Origin of the sequence: Pontibacter virosus, assembly GCF_003096355.1 — a bacterium.
Lineage (GTDB): Bacteria > Bacteroidota > Bacteroidia > Cytophagales > Hymenobacteraceae > Pontibacter > Pontibacter virosus.
In genome coordinates this window covers 87,715-107,157 of record NZ_QEKI01000015.1, presented here as the reverse complement: position 1 = coordinate 107,157, position 19,443 = coordinate 87,715, and the positions used below count along the sequence as shown (strand labels likewise).

16 protein-coding genes are annotated in these 19,443 nt (G+C 50.8%); 15 read left to right on the top strand and 1 reads right to left on the bottom strand.

From position 1 onward, the window contains the following. Window positions 1-35: 35 nt before the first annotated feature. On the bottom strand, window positions 36-1,934 hold the full coding sequence (locus C8E01_RS17760; protein WP_243409665.1) for a M1 family metallopeptidase: 1,899 nt from the start codon (window positions 1,932-1,934) through the stop codon (window positions 36-38). A 331-nt stretch (window positions 1,935-2,265) separates the two neighbouring features. On the opposite strand from C8E01_RS17760, the gene C8E01_RS17755 reads away from it, so the two are divergent. The 15 genes from C8E01_RS17755 (at window position 2,266) to C8E01_RS17685 (ending at window position 19,436) form a co-directional block, all read left to right on the top strand. Next, window positions 2,266-4,008: a L,D-transpeptidase family protein gene (locus C8E01_RS17755; protein ID WP_116544806.1), complete on the top strand. Its 1,743-nt coding sequence runs from the start codon at window positions 2,266-2,268 to the stop codon at window positions 4,006-4,008. Window positions 4,009-4,045: 37 nt separating this feature from the next. Then, window positions 4,046-4,579, top strand: a complete 534-nt coding sequence (locus C8E01_RS17750; RefSeq protein ID WP_116544805.1) for a plastocyanin/azurin family copper-binding protein — start codon at window positions 4,046-4,048, stop codon at window positions 4,577-4,579. A 170-nt stretch (window positions 4,580-4,749) separates the two neighbouring features. Then, a complete protein-coding gene (locus C8E01_RS17745; RefSeq protein ID WP_116544804.1) occupies window positions 4,750-5,454 on the top strand; it encodes a Crp/Fnr family transcriptional regulator in 705 nt (234 codons plus the stop codon). Between the two features lie 315 nt (window positions 5,455-5,769). Beyond that, on the top strand, window positions 5,770-8,178 hold the full coding sequence (locus C8E01_RS17740; RefSeq protein WP_116544803.1) for a heavy metal translocating P-type ATPase: 2,409 nt from the start codon (window positions 5,770-5,772) through the stop codon (window positions 8,176-8,178). 123 nt (window positions 8,179-8,301) lie between these two features. Continuing rightward, window positions 8,302-8,487 carry a cbb3-type cytochrome oxidase assembly protein CcoS gene (gene ccoS, locus C8E01_RS17735; protein ID WP_116544802.1) on the top strand — a complete coding sequence of 62 codons (186 nt, stop codon included), beginning with the start codon at window positions 8,302-8,304 and terminating at the stop codon, window positions 8,485-8,487. A gap of 144 nt (window positions 8,488-8,631) precedes the next feature. Further along, on the top strand, window positions 8,632-10,818 hold the full coding sequence (ccoN, locus tag C8E01_RS17730; RefSeq protein ID WP_116544801.1) for a cytochrome-c oxidase, cbb3-type subunit I: 2,187 nt from the start codon (window positions 8,632-8,634) through the stop codon (window positions 10,816-10,818). Window positions 10,819-10,908: 90 nt separating this feature from the next. After that, window positions 10,909-11,103 (top strand): hypothetical protein, encoded by a 195-nt coding sequence (locus tag C8E01_RS17725; protein ID WP_116544800.1) that lies wholly within the window; start codon window positions 10,909-10,911, stop codon window positions 11,101-11,103. Between the two features lie 8 nt (window positions 11,104-11,111). Further along, a complete protein-coding gene (locus C8E01_RS17720; RefSeq protein ID WP_243409664.1) occupies window positions 11,112-12,296 on the top strand; it encodes a c-type cytochrome in 1,185 nt (394 codons plus the stop codon). Between the two features lie 220 nt (window positions 12,297-12,516). After that, on the top strand, window positions 12,517-13,923 hold the full coding sequence (ccoG, locus tag C8E01_RS17715) for a cytochrome c oxidase accessory protein CcoG (RefSeq protein ID WP_116544798.1): 1,407 nt from the start codon (window positions 12,517-12,519) through the stop codon (window positions 13,921-13,923). Between the two features lie 41 nt (window positions 13,924-13,964). Continuing rightward, on the top strand, window positions 13,965-14,432 hold the full coding sequence (locus C8E01_RS17710; RefSeq protein ID WP_116544797.1) for a FixH family protein: 468 nt from the start codon (window positions 13,965-13,967) through the stop codon (window positions 14,430-14,432). A 4-nt stretch (window positions 14,433-14,436) separates the two neighbouring features. Further along, entirely contained in the window at window positions 14,437-15,153 is a 717-nt protein-coding gene (locus tag C8E01_RS17705; protein ID WP_116544796.1) for a sulfite exporter TauE/SafE family protein, read from the top strand. Window positions 15,154-15,253: 100 nt separating this feature from the next. Continuing rightward, on the top strand, window positions 15,254-16,162 hold the full coding sequence (locus tag C8E01_RS17700; protein ID WP_165820680.1) for a universal stress protein: 909 nt from the start codon (window positions 15,254-15,256) through the stop codon (window positions 16,160-16,162). Window positions 16,163-16,172: 10 nt separating this feature from the next. Continuing rightward, window positions 16,173-16,547 (top strand): Crp/Fnr family transcriptional regulator, encoded by a 375-nt coding sequence (locus C8E01_RS17695; RefSeq protein WP_116544794.1) that lies wholly within the window; start codon window positions 16,173-16,175, stop codon window positions 16,545-16,547. Window positions 16,548-16,658: 111 nt separating this feature from the next. Next, the gene (locus tag C8E01_RS17690; RefSeq protein WP_116544793.1) at window positions 16,659-18,005 is read left to right on the top strand and encodes a DUF2254 domain-containing protein; all 1,347 of its coding nucleotides are present in this window, start codon (window positions 16,659-16,661) and stop codon (window positions 18,003-18,005) included. 42 nt (window positions 18,006-18,047) lie between these two features. Further along, on the top strand, window positions 18,048-19,436 hold the full coding sequence (locus C8E01_RS17685; protein WP_116544792.1) for a TIGR00341 family protein: 1,389 nt from the start codon (window positions 18,048-18,050) through the stop codon (window positions 19,434-19,436). Window positions 19,437-19,443: the final 7 nt, after the last annotated feature.

The following is a 19,443-nucleotide window of genomic DNA, read 5'->3' as shown; positions in this document are numbered from 1 at the left end:
TAACTGCAGGGCTTTTTTGTATGTTAAGTCATTGCCTATTTCAGCATGGCATCCAGCGTGTTGGTGGACACGGCATGGTAGTTAGGCTTGGCTCTAATGTAGATTTCCTGCGCCTTCTTCTTGCCTTCCGGCGTAGCGGCCAGTGCTTTATAGATCGGCACCAGGAACTTACGACGTCCCACATTGGTCAGGAAGCTGTCGAGCGCCTTGTCGGCAGCCGCGTAGTTGTTACGGATGGTGTGGATGAACCAGGCCGCCAGTACCTCAGAATTACCCGAGTTGGTGAAGCCAAAGGCTTTGTCCAGGTCTGCCATCTGCTGCTGGCTCATCTGCTCAGGCAGCATGCGGATAAAGTGCAGCCACTCGTGGCTCGACCAGTCTTTGGTCTGCAACTGACTGGCCGGTTTGCCGCCCTGCCAAGCCTTGAATGACTCTTCAACCTGCGCGAAACGCTTCGATGTTGGCTTCATATGATCTTCTGGCAGCCCAGGGGTATAAACCCAGCCTTCAATATTGATCTGCTCCACTAGTTTCGCATCGCCCTGAATCAGTTCTTTGCGCAGAAAATCCAGGAAGAGATCAGTATTTGTACTCTGGAAAGCAAAGGTCTGGAAGTATTTGTTCAGGAACTGGTCGAAACGCTCCCGGCCCACGGCACGCTCCATATTTTGTAAAAAGAAGTTACCTTTCTCATAGGCAATGTCCGTCAGGCCTTCGTCCGGGTCACGTCCTTCAAGATCCAATTTCAGGCGGGTATCATCGCTATTTGGACCTAGTTCTTGCAGCGTGTTCTGCAGATCCTGGTAGCCCAGCACGTTCAGCATGTCGGCGTAGTCCTTTCCGTAGATCTCCTCCATGATGCGGCGCTCAAAATAGACGGTAAAGCCCTCGTTCAACCAAAAATCGTCCCAGGTGCCGTTGGTCACCAGGTTACCACTCCAGCTGTGCGCAAGTTCGTGCGCGATCAGGCTGGTGAGCGAGCGGTCTTTAGCCAGCACGGTAGGCGTTACGAATGTCAGGCGTGGGTTTTCCATACCGCCGAAGGGGAAGGAAGGAGGGAGCACCAGCAGATCGTAACGGTCCCAGCGGTACTTGCCATATAGTTTTTCGGCGGCTACCAGCATCTTGTCCATTTCAGCAAACTCATACACGGCAGCATCAATCGTGGCTGGCTCAGCGTAAATACCGGTCTGCTGCCCGATCGGCTTGAACACCAGGTCACCCACTGAGAGGGCCATCAGGTAAGACGGAATCGCCTGGCGCATTTCGAAGGTATAGCTGCCGGTTTTGTTCTTCTGCTGCGGGTTCTCTGCGCTCATCACGGCCATCAGCTCTTTTGGCACCTGCACTTTGGCGCTGTAGGTGATGCGTATACCCGGGCTATCCTGAATCGGAATCCAGGTGCGGGCCAGGATTGCCTGCGATTGCGTGAATAGGAAGGGGTGCTTCTTGCCGGCCGTCTGCTGCGGGTTGAGCCACTGCAGCGCATCGGCATTGGCTGTTGTTCTATATTGAATCGTTACATAATCCGTTTCAGGCTGAATTGCGATGATCAGCGGTCGGCCGAGGAATTCTTTTTCGTCACCGAGCTTGAAGGTGGTTGGCGTCTGCTCTTTGCCCAAGTATACCTGTTCGATTTCAAGCCCGCGCGTATCAAATACGATCTCGTTGCCTTTTGCCAGGTTCTCGATCTGGTAGGAGGCTTTGCCGGAAATCACTTTCTGCTCAAAGTTCACGGCAATGTCTAGGTCCAGGTGGCGTGCCACAGCCTCGGCAGGCTTGGCAAAGCTGTGTACGTCGGCAGGCGCCTGGGCCATGCCTTGCTGTTCTGCTGTCATAGTTTCATCTGTCGTGGTGGTTTGGGTAGAGCAGGCACCTAATTGCAGACTGCCGGCCAATCCTAATCCAAGTAAAAATTTACGGTATGGAGTCATTGTATACATTGGTTATCGTCTGGAAAGATACATTTTTTGCCATGAACTTTAAAGTACCATCCTGTAAATGCAGCGACTGGACCTTTTAATACGTAATATGTTATAGAGGAATCTTTAGTAATTATAGTTGATCCACTTCACGGGCAATGGATCTGTACCATCGCGGCGAGCTGGCATTACCGGTATATATAGAACATTTTATACGTGTTTAAAGTACATAAAGCAAAACAAAAGCGAAACGGCTCCGACTTCAAAAAAATAGCACAATTTCAAGCAATACATTATTGTCGTGTTTTCACAGCCTTTCGCTCAAGCCATTAAACCAACTAACATGAACCCTTTCATCCTACAGAAATTTAAACCAATAGGTCTGGTCTTCCTTTGCCTGTTTAGCCTTGCTGCTTGCAACAAAAGCGGGGATAGCAAAGAAGAAGGCGGCGGCGTTAAAGAAATGCTGGGCCTCAACACGGTGGCCGCTACTGAAACCGACAGTCTATACATAAAGGACTACATTGGTCAGCATAAGCAGTTTAAAGAGCACGAAGACCTGATCTACCAGTTTTATGGTGATCGTGAATACAGACTGGGCTGGTTCAGGGGCTCCGATCTGGTGCCTGAATCAGAAAAGTTGCTGACGACCCTAAACAATGCCGCACAAGAGGGCCTGGACCCTAAAGAGTATAAGGTAGTTGCCATCGACGAGATGATCAGCCAATACAATGAGATGGGACGTAAAGACTCTGCGCGTCTGCAATTACAGCAGCAGATCGATATTGCCCTGACTGCCACTTACTTCAACTATGCCTCTGATTTTTACAGGGGCCGCATCGACCCAAGCAACGTAAAACAGGTGGAGTGGGGCGTTCGTAACAATAAAATAAAACTGCACAAAGCGCTCCAGACAATCCTGAAGGAACGTGAAAGCACCTACCCGTACTACGAGTTTGAAGCGCTGCACAAAGGCTACGCCGACCTGCGGGATGCCCTGCAGCAGTACCGTGAGCTGGAAGAAAAAGGAGGCTGGTCTAAAGTAGAACTCGGCAACAAAAAGATGCTGGTGAAAGGCGATACAGCCGCTGCCGTGCTGTCGCTTCGCCAACGCCTGAACCCAACTGCACAGATCAATGCAAACGACCCGGTGATGCGCAAGTTTGACGACAAACTGGAGGCGCAGGTAAAGGCATTCCAGGAACTTCACGGCATCGTGCCTGACGGCAAAGTAGGTGGCAACACGCTGCGCACGATGAACGTGCCGGTGGAAGACCGCATCCAGCAGATCATGATGAACATGGAGCGCTGGCGCTGGATACCAAAGCGCCTGGTGCCAAAGAGTCTGGACCAGAAGTATATCTGGGTAAACATTCCGGAATACAAACTCTATGTGTACGAAGACCCGAACAACAGCCCGGAGGCAGAACGCGCCTACAAAAAAACCATGGAGATGAATGTGATCGTGGGCAAAACCATGCATTCCACACCAATCTTCAGCGACAGAATGGAATATGTGGTGTTGGCCCCTTTCTGGAATGTACCAAACAGCATTGTAGAAAAAGAGATCGCGCCGGCAATGGCCCGAAATCCGGGTTATCTGGAAGGGCAGAACATGGAAGTAGTGACCAAAGAGCGTGAACCAAAGCAGATTGACCCGTCTTCCATCGACTGGTCGTCAGTCACTGAAAAGGATTTCCCTTACATGGTTCGCCAGCGTCCAGGGCCTAAGAACTCGCTTGGCACGATGAAATTCCTGTTTCCGAACGAGCACGCCGTATACCTGCACGACACGCCATCCGGCTCCTTGTTCAGCCAGACCCAGCGTGGTTTCAGCCATGGCTGCGTTAGGCTGGAACGCCCCATGGACTTAGCACAGTACGTGCTGAAAGACATGCCTGAGTGGAACGAGAGCCGCATCCGTGAAACGATTAGCGGAGGAGAGGAGAAGTGGATCACCTTACCAAAGCAAATTCAGGTATACCTGGTATACTTCACCAGCTGGGTCGATGAAGACGGCAACGTACACTTCCGTGATGACATTTACGGCCACGACAAGCGACTGGAGCAGGAGCTATTCAGCTAATCCGAAGATATAAGGATATCATCTTAACATGTGAACTATGAAACAGTTAGGAATAGTATGCCTGCTCTTTGGACACATGCTGCTTGCCTCCTGTGGCGAGGAGCAAAGTTCAAGGGACAGACCTGAAAAAATAACAGACGGAAGCCTGACGCAACGGGAGGTGGGGGCGGATACCACGCTGCAGCATGTGGCCGAGATCAGTATTCGTGCCATCGGTGGGGAGGAACTTGAAAGCATGACTTTCGATCAGGACACCATCGAGGTAAAGGCAGGTACGCTGATAAAGCTGACTTTTACCAACGAAGGGAAGGATCCGAAGATGATCTATAACATCGTTTTCACGAAAGAAGGCTACTCGGCACAAGCCGCCCAAAAGGGGAGCAAAGCAGGTGCTTCGGGCAACTACCTGCCAGACAGCTCTCTGCTGCTGGCAGCGACGCCCCTGGCTTTGCCCGGTCAGTCTGTGACAGTGGAGTTTACGGCACCCGACACAACCGGTGTTTTCGAGTACGTGAACACCTACCCGAGCGAAACACCCTTGATGAAAGGAAAGCTGATTATCAGGGAGTAAGCCCCATACCTTGATTTTATAATAGCAAAGCCTCTGCACACAAGCAGGGGCTTTCTTTTTGAGCTTTAAACACTTACAGGTATAACCTGAGAACGAATTGCAAAAAAAGCATGTTAGAAGGCATACGATATACCCGGCGAATGCATACTTTTGTAGCATCCTGATTGCTTATGAAATTCACCAACCCTGACTGTCTGAACTGTTCGAGCCGCGCACACTCCCTGCTGAGCTGCTGCCGGGCATCTGAGCTGACGCACCTTTCTGAAACCAAATCGTGTTTCACTTACAAGAAAGGGCAGCTGATCTTTCATGAGGGGGGTAAGCCGTCAGGCCTCTACTGCATCAACACCGGCAAGATCAAAATCGCCAAGCTCGGTAGCGACGGCAAAGAGCAGATCGTGCGCCTGGCCAAACCGGGCGATCTGATCGGGTACCGTGCCCTGATGGCTGACACCAATTATTCTGCCTCGGCGGTTGCACTGGAGGATGCTGTGATCTGTTTTATACCTCGTTCGCAGTTCCTGGAGTTGATCAGTCAGAACGTGGAGTTTGCGGGTGGGCTGATGAAGCTTATTTCCAATGCCCTGGGGGAGGCGGAGGAACGCATGGTGCAAATGGCCTACAAGCCAGTACGCGAGCGTTTGGCTGAGGCTTTGCTGCTGCTCCAGAAAACATATCAGGAGCGGGAAGAAGGCGATACATTTACCATTTCTATCTCCCGCGAAGACCTGGCCTCCATTGTCGGTACTGCCAAGGAAACGACTATCCGACTACTTTCCGAGTTCAAAGACGAAGGACTCATTTCCGCCAAGGGCAGCTCCATTACCATTCTGGATCACGACAAGCTGTACAAGATCAGCCATATGTACGACTAGGTCGATTGGCGCAAGGTATAAGGTATAGGCAATAAAAAACGGCAGCCGTATGACGTCTGCCGTTATTGTAGCTCAGTCTCTCCTCTAAGCTAAAATCACCTTATACTAAACACTAAACTTTAATCACAAAACATTATCTTGAAAGGCTTTCAGCGCTCTTGCGCCAGCCATTATTATCTTGTTTGATATAACAAATGTCGGGCATTCTGCCGGGCTATGCACTGAGGTATATCAGTTCAGAAAGTGACATACATCATCTTTTAGGCTTCACCATCCAATTACCTTTGTGTCAGACATTAATAAAGGATAATTGTGATGGAAGCCGCACTCCAAACCAATATTCAGAACTGCTACCACTGCGGGGATTCCTGCGGTGACGAACCCATTTTGGCGCACGAAAAAGCCTTTTGCTGCGACGGGTGCAAAGCCGTTTATGAACTTCTCGAAGAAAACAATCTCTGCACGTACTATAACCTGGAGGAAAGCCCAGGCCTGACAGGCAAGAAGCCTGTCTCAGAGGCGCGTTTTGCCTATCTGGACGATCCGGGGGTGGAAGCACAGCTGATTAACTTCCGCAGCGACAAGATCTGCAAGCTGACCTTCTACATTCCGCAGATGCACTGCAGTTCCTGTATCTGGCTTCTGGAAAACCTCTTTAAGTTAAACCCAGGTATAGCCGAGACCACGGTGAACTTCATGCGCAAGGAAGTGGCCCTCACATACCTCCACGAAAAGACCTCATTGCGTGAAGTGGTGGAACTGCTGACCCGTATCGGGTATGAGCCCGCCATTACGCTGGCCGACACCGACGGTAAGAAAACCACCAGTAAAAGTCGCACCATCATTTACAAGCTAGGTATAGCCGGCTTCGCTTTTGGTAACGTTATGCTGCTGGCCTTCCCGGATTACCTGGACTTTACACAGGGGCTGCAACACAACTTCGGCTCGTTTTTCGGGTACCTGAGCATTCTGCTGTCTATACCTGTGTTCTTTTACAGCGCACGTGGTTTCTTCACGTCGGCTTGGGAGGGCATCAAGCAGCGCATGGTCAACATCGACCTGCCGATCTCCACCGGTCTGCTGGCGCTCTTCTTTGTTTCCCTTTTTGATATCCTGACCGGCCGCGGACCTGGCTACCTTGATTCGTTTACCGGTCTGGTGTTCTTCATGCTGATCGGTAAGTATTTCCAGCAGCGCACCTACGACACGCTGTCCTTCGACCGCGACTATACCTCATATTTCCCGGTATCCATCACGGTGCTGAAAGAGAACGGCGAGGAATCATCCACAGCGGTACGAAATCTTCAGGTAGGAGACCGTATCCGTATTCGTAACCAGGAACTTATACCTGCCGACGCCATCCTGTTGCGCGGTCGTGCCATGATCGACTACAGCTTTGTATCTGGTGAGTCGGAGCCGGTAGAAAAGGTGGTAGGCGAGGTGATTTACGCCGGTGGTCGCCAGGTAGGCGAGAGCATTGAACTGGAAGTGGTGAAAGAGGTGTCCCAGGGTTACCTGACGCAACTCTGGAACGACACCGTATTCTCCAAGAACGAAGAACAGTACCTGCATACCTACTCTAACATCGCGGGCAAGTACTTCATCATCGTGACCCTGATGGTCGCAGCCGGTGCGCTCATTTACTGGGTACCGCGCGACATGGACATTGCCATGAAAGCGTTTACGTCCGTACTCATCATCGCTTGTCCTTGCGCCTTGTCGCTGGCCACACCTTTCGTGCACGGCCATACCATGCGGGTATTCGGACGCAATAAGTTCTACCTCAAAAACACCGGGGTAGTCGAGCGTTTAGCCAAAATCGACACAGTAGTGTTCGACAAAACCGGCACGCTCACAGAGCCAAGCGAAGCAGAGGTAACCTACACAGGTAAAGCTCTTTCAGCTGATCAGGCGCAAGCTATACTTTCAGTGCTGCGCCACTCCACGCACCCGCTCAGCCAGCGCATCAGCGAATCCATGAAAGGCAGCACGGCACCAGTTACAGGCTTTCAGGAATTCACCGGCAAAGGACTGGTAGGCGAAGTAAACGGTATGTTGATAAGGGTAGGTTCAGCCGCATACCTGGGCGTTCCTACTGATAAACAGAAAGACACGCTCAAAACAACTGTTTATGTATCTGTTGACGGCGTAGTACTGGGTTACTATACCTTCTTCAACGTGTACCGCGACGGCCTGAAAAAAGTGCTGGGTGATCTGAAAGACAAGAAGATCGCGGTGCTCTCCGGTGACAACGACCACGAGGCGGCACGACTGCGGGAACTGCTTGGCACTGAGGCAGAGTTGAACTTCAACCAGTCGCCAGTGCAGAAGCTGGAGTATATCCAAAAGCTAAAAGAACAGGATAACCACAAAGTGCTGATGGTAGGAGACGGCCTCAACGACGCCGGTGCCCTGAAGCAAAGTGATGCAGGTATAGCCCTGAGCAACAGTGTCACCAACTTCTCACCGTCCTGCGATGCCATTCTGGATGCTGAGTCATTCGACAAACTGAGCCAGTTCCTGAACTTTTCCAGGAAGACCATGACGCTGATCCTGCTGACATTTGCTGTGTCGCTGGTTTACAATGTGGTCGGCCTGACCATGGCCGTGATGGGACTGTTCACACCGATCGTCTCTGCCATCCTGATGCCGATCAGCACACTTAGTGTGATGACGTTCGCAACGCTCTCCGTTAAGTACGCCGCCAAAAAAGCGGGACTTTAATTATGGGTGAATGAGTGATTGATTGAAATAGTGATTAAAAATTCATTCTCTGTTTTATTCCATTATCCATTCGATCAATCACTCAACCATTCATTCACTAACGCACCAAATCAAAAAAACGCCATGTATATCATATTCATTCTCATCGCCATTAGTGTGCTGGTAGCAGCTGGTTTTCTGGCCGCTTTCCTGTGGGCCGTTCGTTCCGGGCAGTACGACGATGACTATACGCCAGCCGTTCGCATGCTTTTCGAAAACGAGGTTGGCGGCGGTCCAAAAACCGATAAAGCAGCTCAAAAGCAGCCCTAAGTCACACGGTTTACTGATGACAATCACCTGGAAGAATGACATTAGTCATCTTTTCGGAGAGGTCGTTTTATCAATTTTGCAAATGATTATCAAGCAAACAAACAGTATTACACAACACATCTTAACCAATGGAGGACACCGCACATGTCAACTAATGTAGAAACCGTCTTAGAGCCGAACCCGAAACGGGTAGGACAGGATTCAGGGGGGATAGAATCCTTTTTCTACGACAACAAGATCGTTCGCGACTTTGGTATCGCCACCGTTTTCTGGGGCGTAGCCGGTATGATCATCGGTACGCTGATCGCGTTCCAGCTCGCAAACCCCGACGTGAACCTGGGCAACCAGTACACGACTTTCGGTCGTATCAGGCCACTACACACCAATGCGGTGATCTTTGCCTTCGTGGGTAACGCCATCTTCATGGGCGTGTACTACTCGCTGCAGCGCCTTTGTAAGTCGCGCATGTACAGTGACCTGCTGAGCAAGCTCAACTTCTGGGGCTGGCAGCTGATCATCGTAGCAGCCGTTATTACCCTTCCTCTGGGTATGACTTCCTCGAAAGAGTATGCAGAGTTGGAGTGGCCTATTGACATTGCTATCACACTGATCTGGGTGGTGTTCGGATGGAATATGTTCGGCACCATTGCCAAGCGTCGCGAAAAGCACATGTATGTGGCCATTTGGTTCTACATCGCCACTTTCCTGACCGTAGCGGTGCTGCATATTGTAAACTCTTACGCGCTGCCTGTCAATTTATTCAAGAGCTACTCTGGCTACGCCGGGGTGCAGGATGCGCTGGTGCAGTGGTGGTATGGCCACAACGCGGTTGCGTTCTTCCTGACAACGCCGTTCCTGGGCCTGATGTACTACTTCCTGCCTAAGGCTGCAAACCGTCCGGTATACTCATACAGACTCTCTATTATACACTTCTGGTCGCTGATCTTCATCTATATCTGGGCTGGTCCGCACCACTTGTTGTATACCTCATTGCCTGACTGGGCACAGTCACTGGGTGTAGTTTTCTCCATCATGCTACTGGCACCAAGCTGGGGCGGTATGATCAACGGTCTTCTGACGCTGCGTGGCGCCTGGGACAAGGTACGTGAAGAGCCCGTGTTGAAGTTCATGGTAGTGGCGATTACCGCTTACGGTATGGCTACTTTCGAAGGCCCGATGCTGTCGCTGAAGAACGTAAACGCCATCGCGCACTTTACGGACTGGATCGTAGCACACGTGCACGTAGGTGCCCTGGGCTGGAACGGCTTCCTGACATTTGCGATGCTGTACTGGTTGTTCCCACGCCTGTACAAAACACAACTACACTCTAAGAAGCTGGCCAATGCACACTTCTGGTTAGGCACACTGGGTATCCTTTTCTATGCCATCCCGATGTACTGGGCAGGTTTCACCCAAGGTTTGATGTGGAAACAATTCACTCCGGAAGGTACTCTGCAGTATTCTAACTTCCTGGAGACTGTGCTGCAGATCGTGCCGATGTACTACCTGCGTGGTATTGGTGGTGTGCTATACCTGAGCGGTGTGTTCCTGATGATCTACAACCTGTATAAGACGGCTAAGTCTGGTGCTTTGGAGGCAAACGAGGCGGCAGTAGCTCCACCGGTTGTGAAAGAAGTGAGCCACAACGCCGGTCACTGGCACAGCTGGATTGAGAAGCGTCCGATGCAAATGGCTATCTGGGCAACCGTAGCGATCCTGATCGGTGGACTGGTTGAATTTATACCTGCCTTCGTGATCAAATCTAACGTGCCGACCATTGCCAGCGTGAAGCCTTATACCTCACTGGAATTGCAGGGACGTGACCTCTATATTAAAGAGGGCTGTGTGAACTGCCATACGCAAATGGTTCGTCCGTTCCGTTCGGAGACAGAGCGCTACGGTGAGTACTCTAAAGCAGGTGAGTTCGTGTATGACCACAACTTCCTGTGGGGTTCCAAGCGTACCGGTCCGGATCTTCACAGAGTGGGCGGCAAGTACCCACACAGCTGGCACTACCACCACATGCTTGACCCGACTTCCATGTCACCAGGCTCTATCATGCCGGCTTACCCATGGCTGTTTGAGCAGGACGTGGACCTGACCACGACGCAGAAGAAACTGGAAGTGCTGAAGCAACTGGGCGTACCTTACGAGGACGAGTACATTGCGAACGCGAACCAGGAGTTGATGAACCAGGCACGTGAGATTACCGCCGATCTGGCCAAAGAAGGCCTGGAAGTGCGCCCTGAAAGCGAGATCGTCGCCATGATCGCCTACCTGCAGCGTCTGGGTACCGACATCAAGGTGAAAGCTGAAGAAGTAGAAGAATAGTAAACCTGACAATAGACAAGATGACAGAGGACTGAAGCGTAAATCGGAAGTCCTTTGTCACCAAGTTTAAGCGTCGAAATTTATAAGACAATGTATAAGAACGTGTTACAAGCCATAGAAGGCATTGAAATATACCCGCTCATTTCATTTACTATCTTCTTTTTGTTCTTCCTGGGCCTGCTGGTTTACGTGGCCCTGATGGACAAGAAGTATGTGAGTAACATGAGCAGCTTCGCCTGCGCAGACGAGGATCAAGACCAAACAACAGGAGGGAACAGACAATGAAATCTCCCATGACAAAACTGAAACAACTGGCCCTGGCGGCCGGCTTTGTCCTGATGACGGGGGCCACGGCCTTTGCGCAGGATGCAGTGCAGGGCAAGAAAATATTTGAAGGAAACTGCGCCGCCTGCCACAGCATGGATGCTGACGTAGTAGGACCTGCTTTGAAAGACGTGCACGAGCGCCGTGGTGATGAATGGCTCCATAAGTTCATCAAGAACTCGCAGGAGATGATCCAGGCGGGTGACGCTGATGCGGTGGCCGTGTACGAGAAGTTTAACAAAATGCCGATGCCGGCGTTTGGTGGCTCCCTCACCGACGACGACATTAACCATGTGATCGCTTACATAAAAGAGGCCAGTGCCGCGGCACCTGCCGTAGCAGAAGCGCCTGCAGCCACAACTACAGCTGAGGCAGCAGCCCCGGCCGCCGTGCAGGAGGTTGCTTTCATGGACCTGCCACCGATCGTGCACTTTATTTATGGACTGGTGGGTCTGATCATCCTGCTGATTATCATTGTGCTGATCATGCTTTTCCGTCTGATCGTGCCCATGATGGGAGACTCTCTGAAAGACGAGGAGTTTCAGGGTACTTTCTCTGGACGCGTATATGCGCTACTGAGTGGTGATGCCACGGTAATGACGGGCAAGGCAAAAGACGTGATTCACTCTACCCACGATTTCGACGGCATACAGGAGTACGACAATGACCTGCCGCCATGGTGGAAGTACATGTTCTATGTGACTATTGTGTTTGCTGTAGGGTACATGCTGCACTACCACGTGTTTCGCACCGGAGCGCTGCAGATTGAGGAGTATGAAACAGAAATGGCACAGGCAGCTTTGATTGCCGCCCAAAATGTGGAAGACCCGAATGCAGTCACTGATTTTGAAGTACTGACAGATGCTGGCGCACTGGAGTCAGGCAAGGCGCTCTACATACAGAACTGCGCGGCCTGTCACGGCCAGGCTGGTGAAGGTACGGTAGGCCCTAACCTGACAGATGAATACTGGATACACGGTGGCGATGTGAATGACATCTTCCGCACGATCAAGTTTGGTGTGCCTAGCAAAGGCATGGTGCCTTGGCAGGGCAAACTGACCAAAGACCAGATGCTGGAAGTGAGCAGCTACATCCTGTCACTGCAAGGCACGAACCCGCCGAACGCCAAAGAGGCGCAAGGCGAAAAAGAGTAAATAAAACCCTCCCTACGTAAGAGGCAGGCATTCGGAAGAGTGCCTGCCTTTTGTATTTTGATGGTTTACTGATGACAATCACCTGGAAGAATGACATTGGTCATCTTTTAACAGACCACAAATCTGGAATTTTGTATCAGCAAAGAGCAGCATAAAGCAGCTTCTGGCTATCATTCATAATTTAACAGGCAGGATTAATATCCGCACAAATTAAACTGCCATGGCAACTAAAATGCACACCGCTCCGGACGAATTCCGGGACCATATTTCGACAGTAGACGAGCATGGAAAAAGGGTATGGGTATACCCTAAAAAACCCAAAGGTAAACTCTATGACTATAGAAAGTGGGTAAGCTATGGCTTGCTGGCGTTTCTGTTTGCAGGACCTTTCATTAAGATAAATGGACTGCCGCTGCTGATGCTCAATGTGGTAGAGCGCAAGTTCGTGATCTTCGGCGTCCTCTTCTGGCCGCAGGACTTCTTTATACTGGTACTCGCCTTTCTAGCGCTTGTTGTGTTCATTATCCTGTTCACGGTGGTTTATGGCCGCTTGTTCTGTGGCTGGGTCTGTCCGCAAACGATCTTCCTCGAAATGGTCTTCCGCCGCATCGAGTACCTGATAGAGGGTGATTACACCAAACAGCGGGCACTGAACAAAATGCCCTGGAATACGGAGAAAATTCTGAAGAAGAGCTCCAAGACCGCTGTTTTCTTGTTGATCTCATTCCTTATATCCAACTTGTTCCTGGCCTATGTAATAGGTATAGATGAACTGAAGAAGGTAATAGTAGAAGGCCCTATCAATCATATGGCTGGCTTTGGATCTCTACTGGCTTTCACGGGCGTATTTTACTGGGTTTTTGCTTACTTCCGGGAGCAGGTATGTACCATCGTTTGCCCTTATGGCCGTTTACAAGGGGTAATGCTCGACAAGAAAAGTCTGACAGTAGCCTATGACTATGGCCGTGGGGAGCCTCGCGGCAAGCTGCGCAAAGGGCAGGAGCGGACTGAAGGCGACTGTATCGACTGCCACCAGTGTGTGCAGGTATGCCCGACAGGTATAGACATACGCAACGGAGCACAACAGCTGGAATGTATCAACTGTACGGCCTGCATCGATGCCTGCAACGACATCATGCGCATGATCGACAAGCCGGAAGGTTTGATCCGCTACGACTCTGAAGAGGCTATTTCGGAAGGACGCCAGTGGAAGCTGTTCACACCACGGGTGATGGGCTACAGCGCTGTGCTGATGCTCCTGCTGGTTGCGCTTACGTCGCTTTTGCTTACCCGCGACGACGCGGAGGCAACTATTCTGCGCACACCGGGTCAGCTCTACCAGAAAACAGAGCAGGGCACCGTGAAGAACCTTTACAACATCTCGGTGATCAACAAGACCAATTTGGATATGCCACTGACCCTGAAGCTGCACAACACAGACGGCTCGATTAAGATGGTGGGCAGCGAACTGGTGCTGCCGGCACAGGGCAAGGCCGACGGAGTGTTCTTTGCTGAAATTCCGCAAAGCCAGTTGACGGGCATGAACGCCAAGATAGAAATAGGAGTGTACCACGAGGGTGAACTCATCACCACACAGGACACCAAGTTTCTGGCCCCTGCCAAATAAATACAGCTTAATTAAAAAGCAATCATTCAAGCGCAATCATCATGAAAACTGATAAAGATAAAAAATTCACTTTCTGGCCTTATGCCGTTGTCATTGGCCTGGCGTCCTTCATGGGCTACATCATCTACTTTGTTATTCAGGCCATGAACCAGGATGTAGACCTGGTGAGCAAAGACTACTACGCTCAGGAGATCGCCTACCAGGACCAGATTGACCGCGTGCGCCGCACACAGGCCCTGGGCGATGTGATGCTGCAGTACAACGAGGAGGCAGGCAGTATCCTGCTGCAGGTGCCGGCTACATATGAGGATAAAAAGCTGAACGGCACGATCACCTTGTTCCGTCCATCGAATGACAAACTGGACAAGCAGCTGCCTTTGCAGCTTGGCAGGGACAAGAGCCAGCTCATAGAGGTGGGAGACCTTGAAAAAGGGCTCTGGAAAGTTCGTGTGAACTTCAGCGACGGAGAAGAGGCATATTATTCAGAAAAAACAATCCAAATAAAATAAAGCCATGATCTGGGCAGGTTTTCTATTTGGCTTATTAGGCAGTTTCCATTGTGTCGGGATGTGCGGCCCTATAGCAATGGCGCTACCATTTGTCGGGAGCTCTGGCTGGCGTTACTACGTCGGCCGGCTCCTGTACAATGGTGGTCGCATCGTTACGTACGCTTTATTGGGCGCGCTCGCAGGCGCCTTCGGACAGTCCCTCGAGATGGCTGGCCTGCAACAAACCGTATCCATTGTATCCGGTGTGCTGATCTTGTTGCTGCTGGTTTTGCCGGCCGCTTTCAAAGGCAAGGCTTCCAGTGTAATGGGGACAGATAAGGTGATGGTTTGGGTGCGCAAAAAACTCGGCTATTACTTTCAAAAAAACTCAATGGGTTCCCTCTTCATGGTGGGTATGCTCAACGGGCTGCTTCCTTGTGGATTCGTTTACATTGCCCTGGCCGGTGCCATCAGCGCTCCAGGTATAGGGGGTGCCATGCTCTATATGGCGCTCTTCGGGTTGGGTACTTTCCCGCTCATGTACATCGTTTCACTTTCGGGCAAACTAATCAGCCTGAAGGTGCGGGGCCTGTTTAACAGAGCTGTTCCATACGTGGGTATGGCATTGGCGGTGCTGTTCATTATGCGAGGCCTTGGCCTAGGTATACCTTACCTGAGCCCTAAGGTAGTGCAGACGGCGCAGCACACCACCGAAATGAGCTGCTGCTCAAAGCCAGAATAACTCTAAAGCCAATACTGTTAAAAGTCACTTTTTCGGATGATGCAGCTCACTGCAGCCGAAGCCGGCTTCCTATACCTTTACGATACTAACCATAACGACTATGACAACGCTATCGCAGACAAAACGCATCCTGGTTCCGCTGGACCTGAACGAGACGGGGGAGGACCTGTTGTACTATGCCGGGCAGATGGCCCACGCACTGGGGGCAGAGCTATACCTGTTCCATGCCTGCAAAACGGCTGACATGACATTTACACAGCAAAGCAGCTGTATTCAAAAACTTCGGTCATTTGCCGAGCGCGTGTTTAGCCGGGAATTCAACGCTTCCAAAGTTGCAGCGCCCTTTGACTGCGTAGTGCGCCCGGGGCAGATTCGGGACAGTATACAATCCGTTGTGCAAGACTATCAAATCGACCTGGTATTGATGGACGCGGGAGCACGTGCCAACAAGGGGCTTACAGACGAGGCGGCAGAGCAGACCGCAGCCATCATGGAACTTGTGTCATGCCCTGTGATGGTGGTGCCGGCCTGCGTAAGGTATAGAAAACTGAAAAACCTGGTGTTTGCAACCGACTTTACAGACCAGGACCAGCAGGTACTCTTCCGGATTGCGGACCTGGCGCAGCAGCTGAAAGCTAAACTGACCCTTGTACAGGTATACGGGGAGGAAGAGCGCTCCCAGTTGTGTAGCTACAAGGCCGCCATGTTGGAGCTTGAGAAGCAGCTGGAGGGGCGCAAAGTGGCGTTCCGCTTACTGGAGGAGGAAGATGTGTTGGAGGGCATTAGCGAGTTCTCAGAAAAAGCATCGGCAGATTTACTGATACTGGCCACTCAGGACAACTTCCTGATGGAGCGTCTCTTCAGCACGAACTACATGAAAACCATGGCCTTCCACACCCGCATACCACTATTGACCTACCGACAGCAAAAGAAAAAACCATGTTCCGGCTGCTGTGTTAACTGCAAAAGCAAACAAGAGCAGGTACAACTGCAGGCTATAATCCAGTAAACCCACAGCTATGTCAGTCAGGGATTTCATAAAAAGAGGGATGATTGAAGGGGAGTCAGAAACCCTGGATCGGGGGAGCTGCATTTTCAGGCAAGGAGAGGAAGTTTCCTTTTTTTACCTGGTCACGCAGGGGCGTGTGGCGCTGACAGACTATACAACAGGTAAAGATGAGCAGGCTGTTGCCCCACCAGATTATTTGCTCGGCATCACCGACCTGCTGCATGATACCTACAGCTTCACGGCCTATACCCTGGAGCACACCGAACTGATCCGGATAAAACGGGAAGCGATAAAAAAAGCTTTGCATGAAAATCCGATGCTGCGACTATACCTGCTCAAAATGATGAGCTGGGAAGCCAGCCTCACCAACACGGCTTTCGAATAATTAAACCACTTTATGTTAAAGAGCCAGTAGCCCACAGCTGCTGGCTCTTTGTATTTACAACCTATACCTGTAGCTGGCAGTAAACAAAAGCAACATACCCGCCACGACTATATGAAGAGAATCATAAGCCGGCTGAAGCTTGTTGTTCAGTTCATTTATACCAGCATAGGTTTTTACCCGACATTGGTCTCCCTGCTCTTTTTCGGTATTGCGGTCTTAATGATCTATTTTGAAACCAGGGGCATCAGCAAATCCCTTGAAGATGAACTCCCTTTTTTCATCATTAGTCATGGCGAAACGGCCAACATGATCCTGAGCTCGATTGCAACGGGCGTTTTCTCGCTGATCGTTTTCGGTTTTACCATGGTCATGCTGGTGCTCAACCAGGCGAGTGCCAATTTCTCACCCCGGGTTATTCCAGGACTTATTACTTCCAAGTCCAACCAGAAAGTGCTGGGCTTATTCCTGGGAACGCTGATTTATACCTTGGTGGTGATGGTGAATGTTCGCTCCGAACACTATGACACCGACCTGCCGGGGCTTGCCGTGTTCCTGGCCATGTGCTTTACGATCCTCTGCCTGGCCTTTTTTGTTTATTTCATACACTCCATTTCTACTGCCATACAAATTGGCAGCATCCTCGAAAGCATTTACAAACTGACGCTGCAGAAATTGCGCAAGGAAATAGAGCAGGACGAAGGGAAAGAACTCCCCGCCATCTTCGAAACAGGAAACTGGCAACAACTCAATAGTAGCTATAGCGGTTATCTGCAAAAAGTAGACAGGGATGCCGTGATAGAGCTTTGCAGAGAGCATGATGTGGTGCTGGAGTTTTTGCAGCCGCTCGGGCACTTCGTGATCAAAGGATTACCATTTGCCAAGGTCACAGGGAAGCTTGAAAACAAAGATACTTTTTGTGAAGAGCTAAACACCCAGGTGAGCTATTACCAGGAGGAGCTGGCGGAAATAAACTACCTCTATGGTTTCAAGCAGATTACGGAAAGCGCAGTCAAAGCGCTTAGTCCCAGCATAAACGATCCTGGCACCGCCATAAAGGCAATCGACTACCTGACCGATCTCCTGATCGTGCGGATGGAGCTCACCGACGAGAAAATATACCATGACAAAGAGAATGTGCTTCGCCTGCGACTTGATGAGGTCAGCTTCCAGGAATTACTCAGCCTTTGCCTGGGGCCGATCCGGGTGTATGGCAGAGAAGACCCGGTTATTTTGCTGCGTCTGCTGAACCTGCTTAAAAACCTGTGCCAGGCAGCAAAATCAAACCCCAAAAGACTGGATCCAATCACTTCGGAGGCTCGGCTCGTCATAGCCGATGCGGATGGTGCTGTGCAAAACAGGGGAGACAGGGACAAGATAGACGACATGATAGAAGCACTGAACAATACCCGGGCGCTTCCCCAGTCACTTCCTAAGCTCAGCTTAAAGTTGGCGACTTAAGCGGGAAAAAGTTATTTTTACAGGAATTGCTAATTGCTGTTTATGATTTTTGATTCGATTAAGAAGGTGCTGGATAGTGTTTTCAACATTATCCACGAGACCGATGAGCCAGGCACAATACGCGAAATTTACGATAAGATTCCGGTGCGTGGCAACAATACCTGGATGCTGATCTGCTCCGCCATGCTGGCCTCCATCGGTCTCGACACAGGCTCAGGAGCCGTCATCATCGGGGCCATGCTTATCTCGCCGCTCATGTCGCCTATCCTGGGGCTGGGCTTGGCGGTGGGCATCAACGACCGCGAAATGCTCTGGGCGTCCGTCAAAAACCTGTCCATCGCAGCAGCTGCCGGCCTTATCGTGAGTACGTTTTATTTCATGATCACACCCTTGGGCGAGCCTACCAATGAACTGCTGGCCCGTACCAAACCAACCTTGCTCGATGTGATGGTGGCCTTTTTTGGCGGTGTGGCAGGCATCGTCTCTATCTCCAGATCCGATAAATCGAACGCCATACCTGGCGTAGCCATTGCCACCGCCCTGATGCCGCCGCTGTGTACAGCGGGCTACGGTCTTGCCCTGGGGCGTCTGGACTTCTTTTTCGGAGGCTTTTACCTGTTTTTCATCAACGCTGTCTTTATCAGTCTGGCCACTTTCCTGATCGTTAAGTATCTGAAGTTCGACACCAAGCACTACGTAGACAAAGCCACGGAGCTCCGTGTGGCGCGTATCATGGCCATCGTGCTTTTTATCGTGGTGTCACCCAGCGCCTATTTCCTCTACAACATTTACCAAAACGTACAGACCAAAAAGAAAATTGAGAACCTGATCGTGCGCGACTTCGCTAACCGAGACAATGAGATCATTAAGTGGGAGGTTTCTGATACCGATACCCTCAGCACGATCAAGATCTACAGCGTTGGAAATCCTGTGCATGATACCCTTATCACGCACTACAACACATTGCTGGCTAACAATTCACTCCCGAAACACCAGGTCAAACTAGTGCAGCTCGACGTGTCTGCCGAAGATGTGCGTCGCATGGCTTCTGACCTGACGAATAACCTGACGCAGGACTTTTTGAGAACGATTGAGATCCAGAAAATGCAAAGCCAACGTGCCGACAGCTTGATGCGGCTTGCCAATTCGTATACGCCTGTGAGTGCCAGCCGCGAACTCAAACTGATCTTCCCGGAAATTGACAAAGTAGAGGTGGGAGAGATCGTATCGGTAGCCGAAAACAAAGCAAAGCTCGATACAGTTATGTTGGTTATGATCGGATGGAAAAAACCACAGGCTGCCGATCAGGCGAAAAACACCAGTGCCGTTTTTGTGGACCCAGCCAAAGTAACGGAGTATGAACAGCGTATACAGCAGTACATGGCCAGTCGCTTCCGCCGCGACTCGGTGAGGGTTTCATCTTCCTTATAATCGGCAG

What these genes read in the sequence shown, in the direction of transcription:
- C8E01_RS17710 (WP_116544797.1), top strand. Translation starts at nt 13,965, where the DNA reads ATGAAAACTGATAAAGATAAAAAATTCACTTTCTGGCCTTATGCCGTT.
- C8E01_RS17720 (WP_243409664.1), top strand. Translation starts at nt 11,112, where the DNA reads ATGACAAAACTGAAACAACTGGCCCTGGCGGCCGGCTTTGTCCTGATG.
- C8E01_RS17755 (WP_116544806.1), top strand. Translation starts at nt 2,266, where the DNA reads ATGAACCCTTTCATCCTACAGAAATTTAAACCAATAGGTCTGGTCTTC.
- C8E01_RS17760 (WP_243409665.1), bottom strand. Translation starts at nt 1,934, where the DNA reads ATGACTCCATACCGTAAATTTTTACTTGGATTAGGATTGGCCGGCAGT.
- C8E01_RS17745 (WP_116544804.1), top strand. Translation starts at nt 4,750, where the DNA reads ATGAAATTCACCAACCCTGACTGTCTGAACTGTTCGAGCCGCGCACAC.
- C8E01_RS17700 (WP_165820680.1), top strand. Translation starts at nt 15,254, where the DNA reads ATGACAACGCTATCGCAGACAAAACGCATCCTGGTTCCGCTGGACCTG.
- ccoG (WP_116544798.1), top strand. Translation starts at nt 12,517, where the DNA reads ATGGCAACTAAAATGCACACCGCTCCGGACGAATTCCGGGACCATATT.
- C8E01_RS17695 (WP_116544794.1), top strand. Translation starts at nt 16,173, where the DNA reads ATGTCAGTCAGGGATTTCATAAAAAGAGGGATGATTGAAGGGGAGTCA.
- C8E01_RS17705 (WP_116544796.1), top strand. Translation starts at nt 14,437, where the DNA reads ATGATCTGGGCAGGTTTTCTATTTGGCTTATTAGGCAGTTTCCATTGT.
- ccoN (WP_116544801.1), top strand. Translation starts at nt 8,632, where the DNA reads ATGTCAACTAATGTAGAAACCGTCTTAGAGCCGAACCCGAAACGGGTA.
- ccoS (WP_116544802.1), top strand. Translation starts at nt 8,302, where the DNA reads ATGTATATCATATTCATTCTCATCGCCATTAGTGTGCTGGTAGCAGCT.
- C8E01_RS17750 (WP_116544805.1), top strand. Translation starts at nt 4,046, where the DNA reads ATGAAACAGTTAGGAATAGTATGCCTGCTCTTTGGACACATGCTGCTT.
- C8E01_RS17685 (WP_116544792.1), top strand. Translation starts at nt 18,048, where the DNA reads ATGATTTTTGATTCGATTAAGAAGGTGCTGGATAGTGTTTTCAACATT.
- C8E01_RS17740 (WP_116544803.1), top strand. Translation starts at nt 5,770, where the DNA reads ATGGAAGCCGCACTCCAAACCAATATTCAGAACTGCTACCACTGCGGG.
- C8E01_RS17690 (WP_116544793.1), top strand. Translation starts at nt 16,659, where the DNA reads ATGAAGAGAATCATAAGCCGGCTGAAGCTTGTTGTTCAGTTCATTTAT.
- C8E01_RS17725 (WP_116544800.1), top strand. Translation starts at nt 10,909, where the DNA reads ATGTATAAGAACGTGTTACAAGCCATAGAAGGCATTGAAATATACCCG.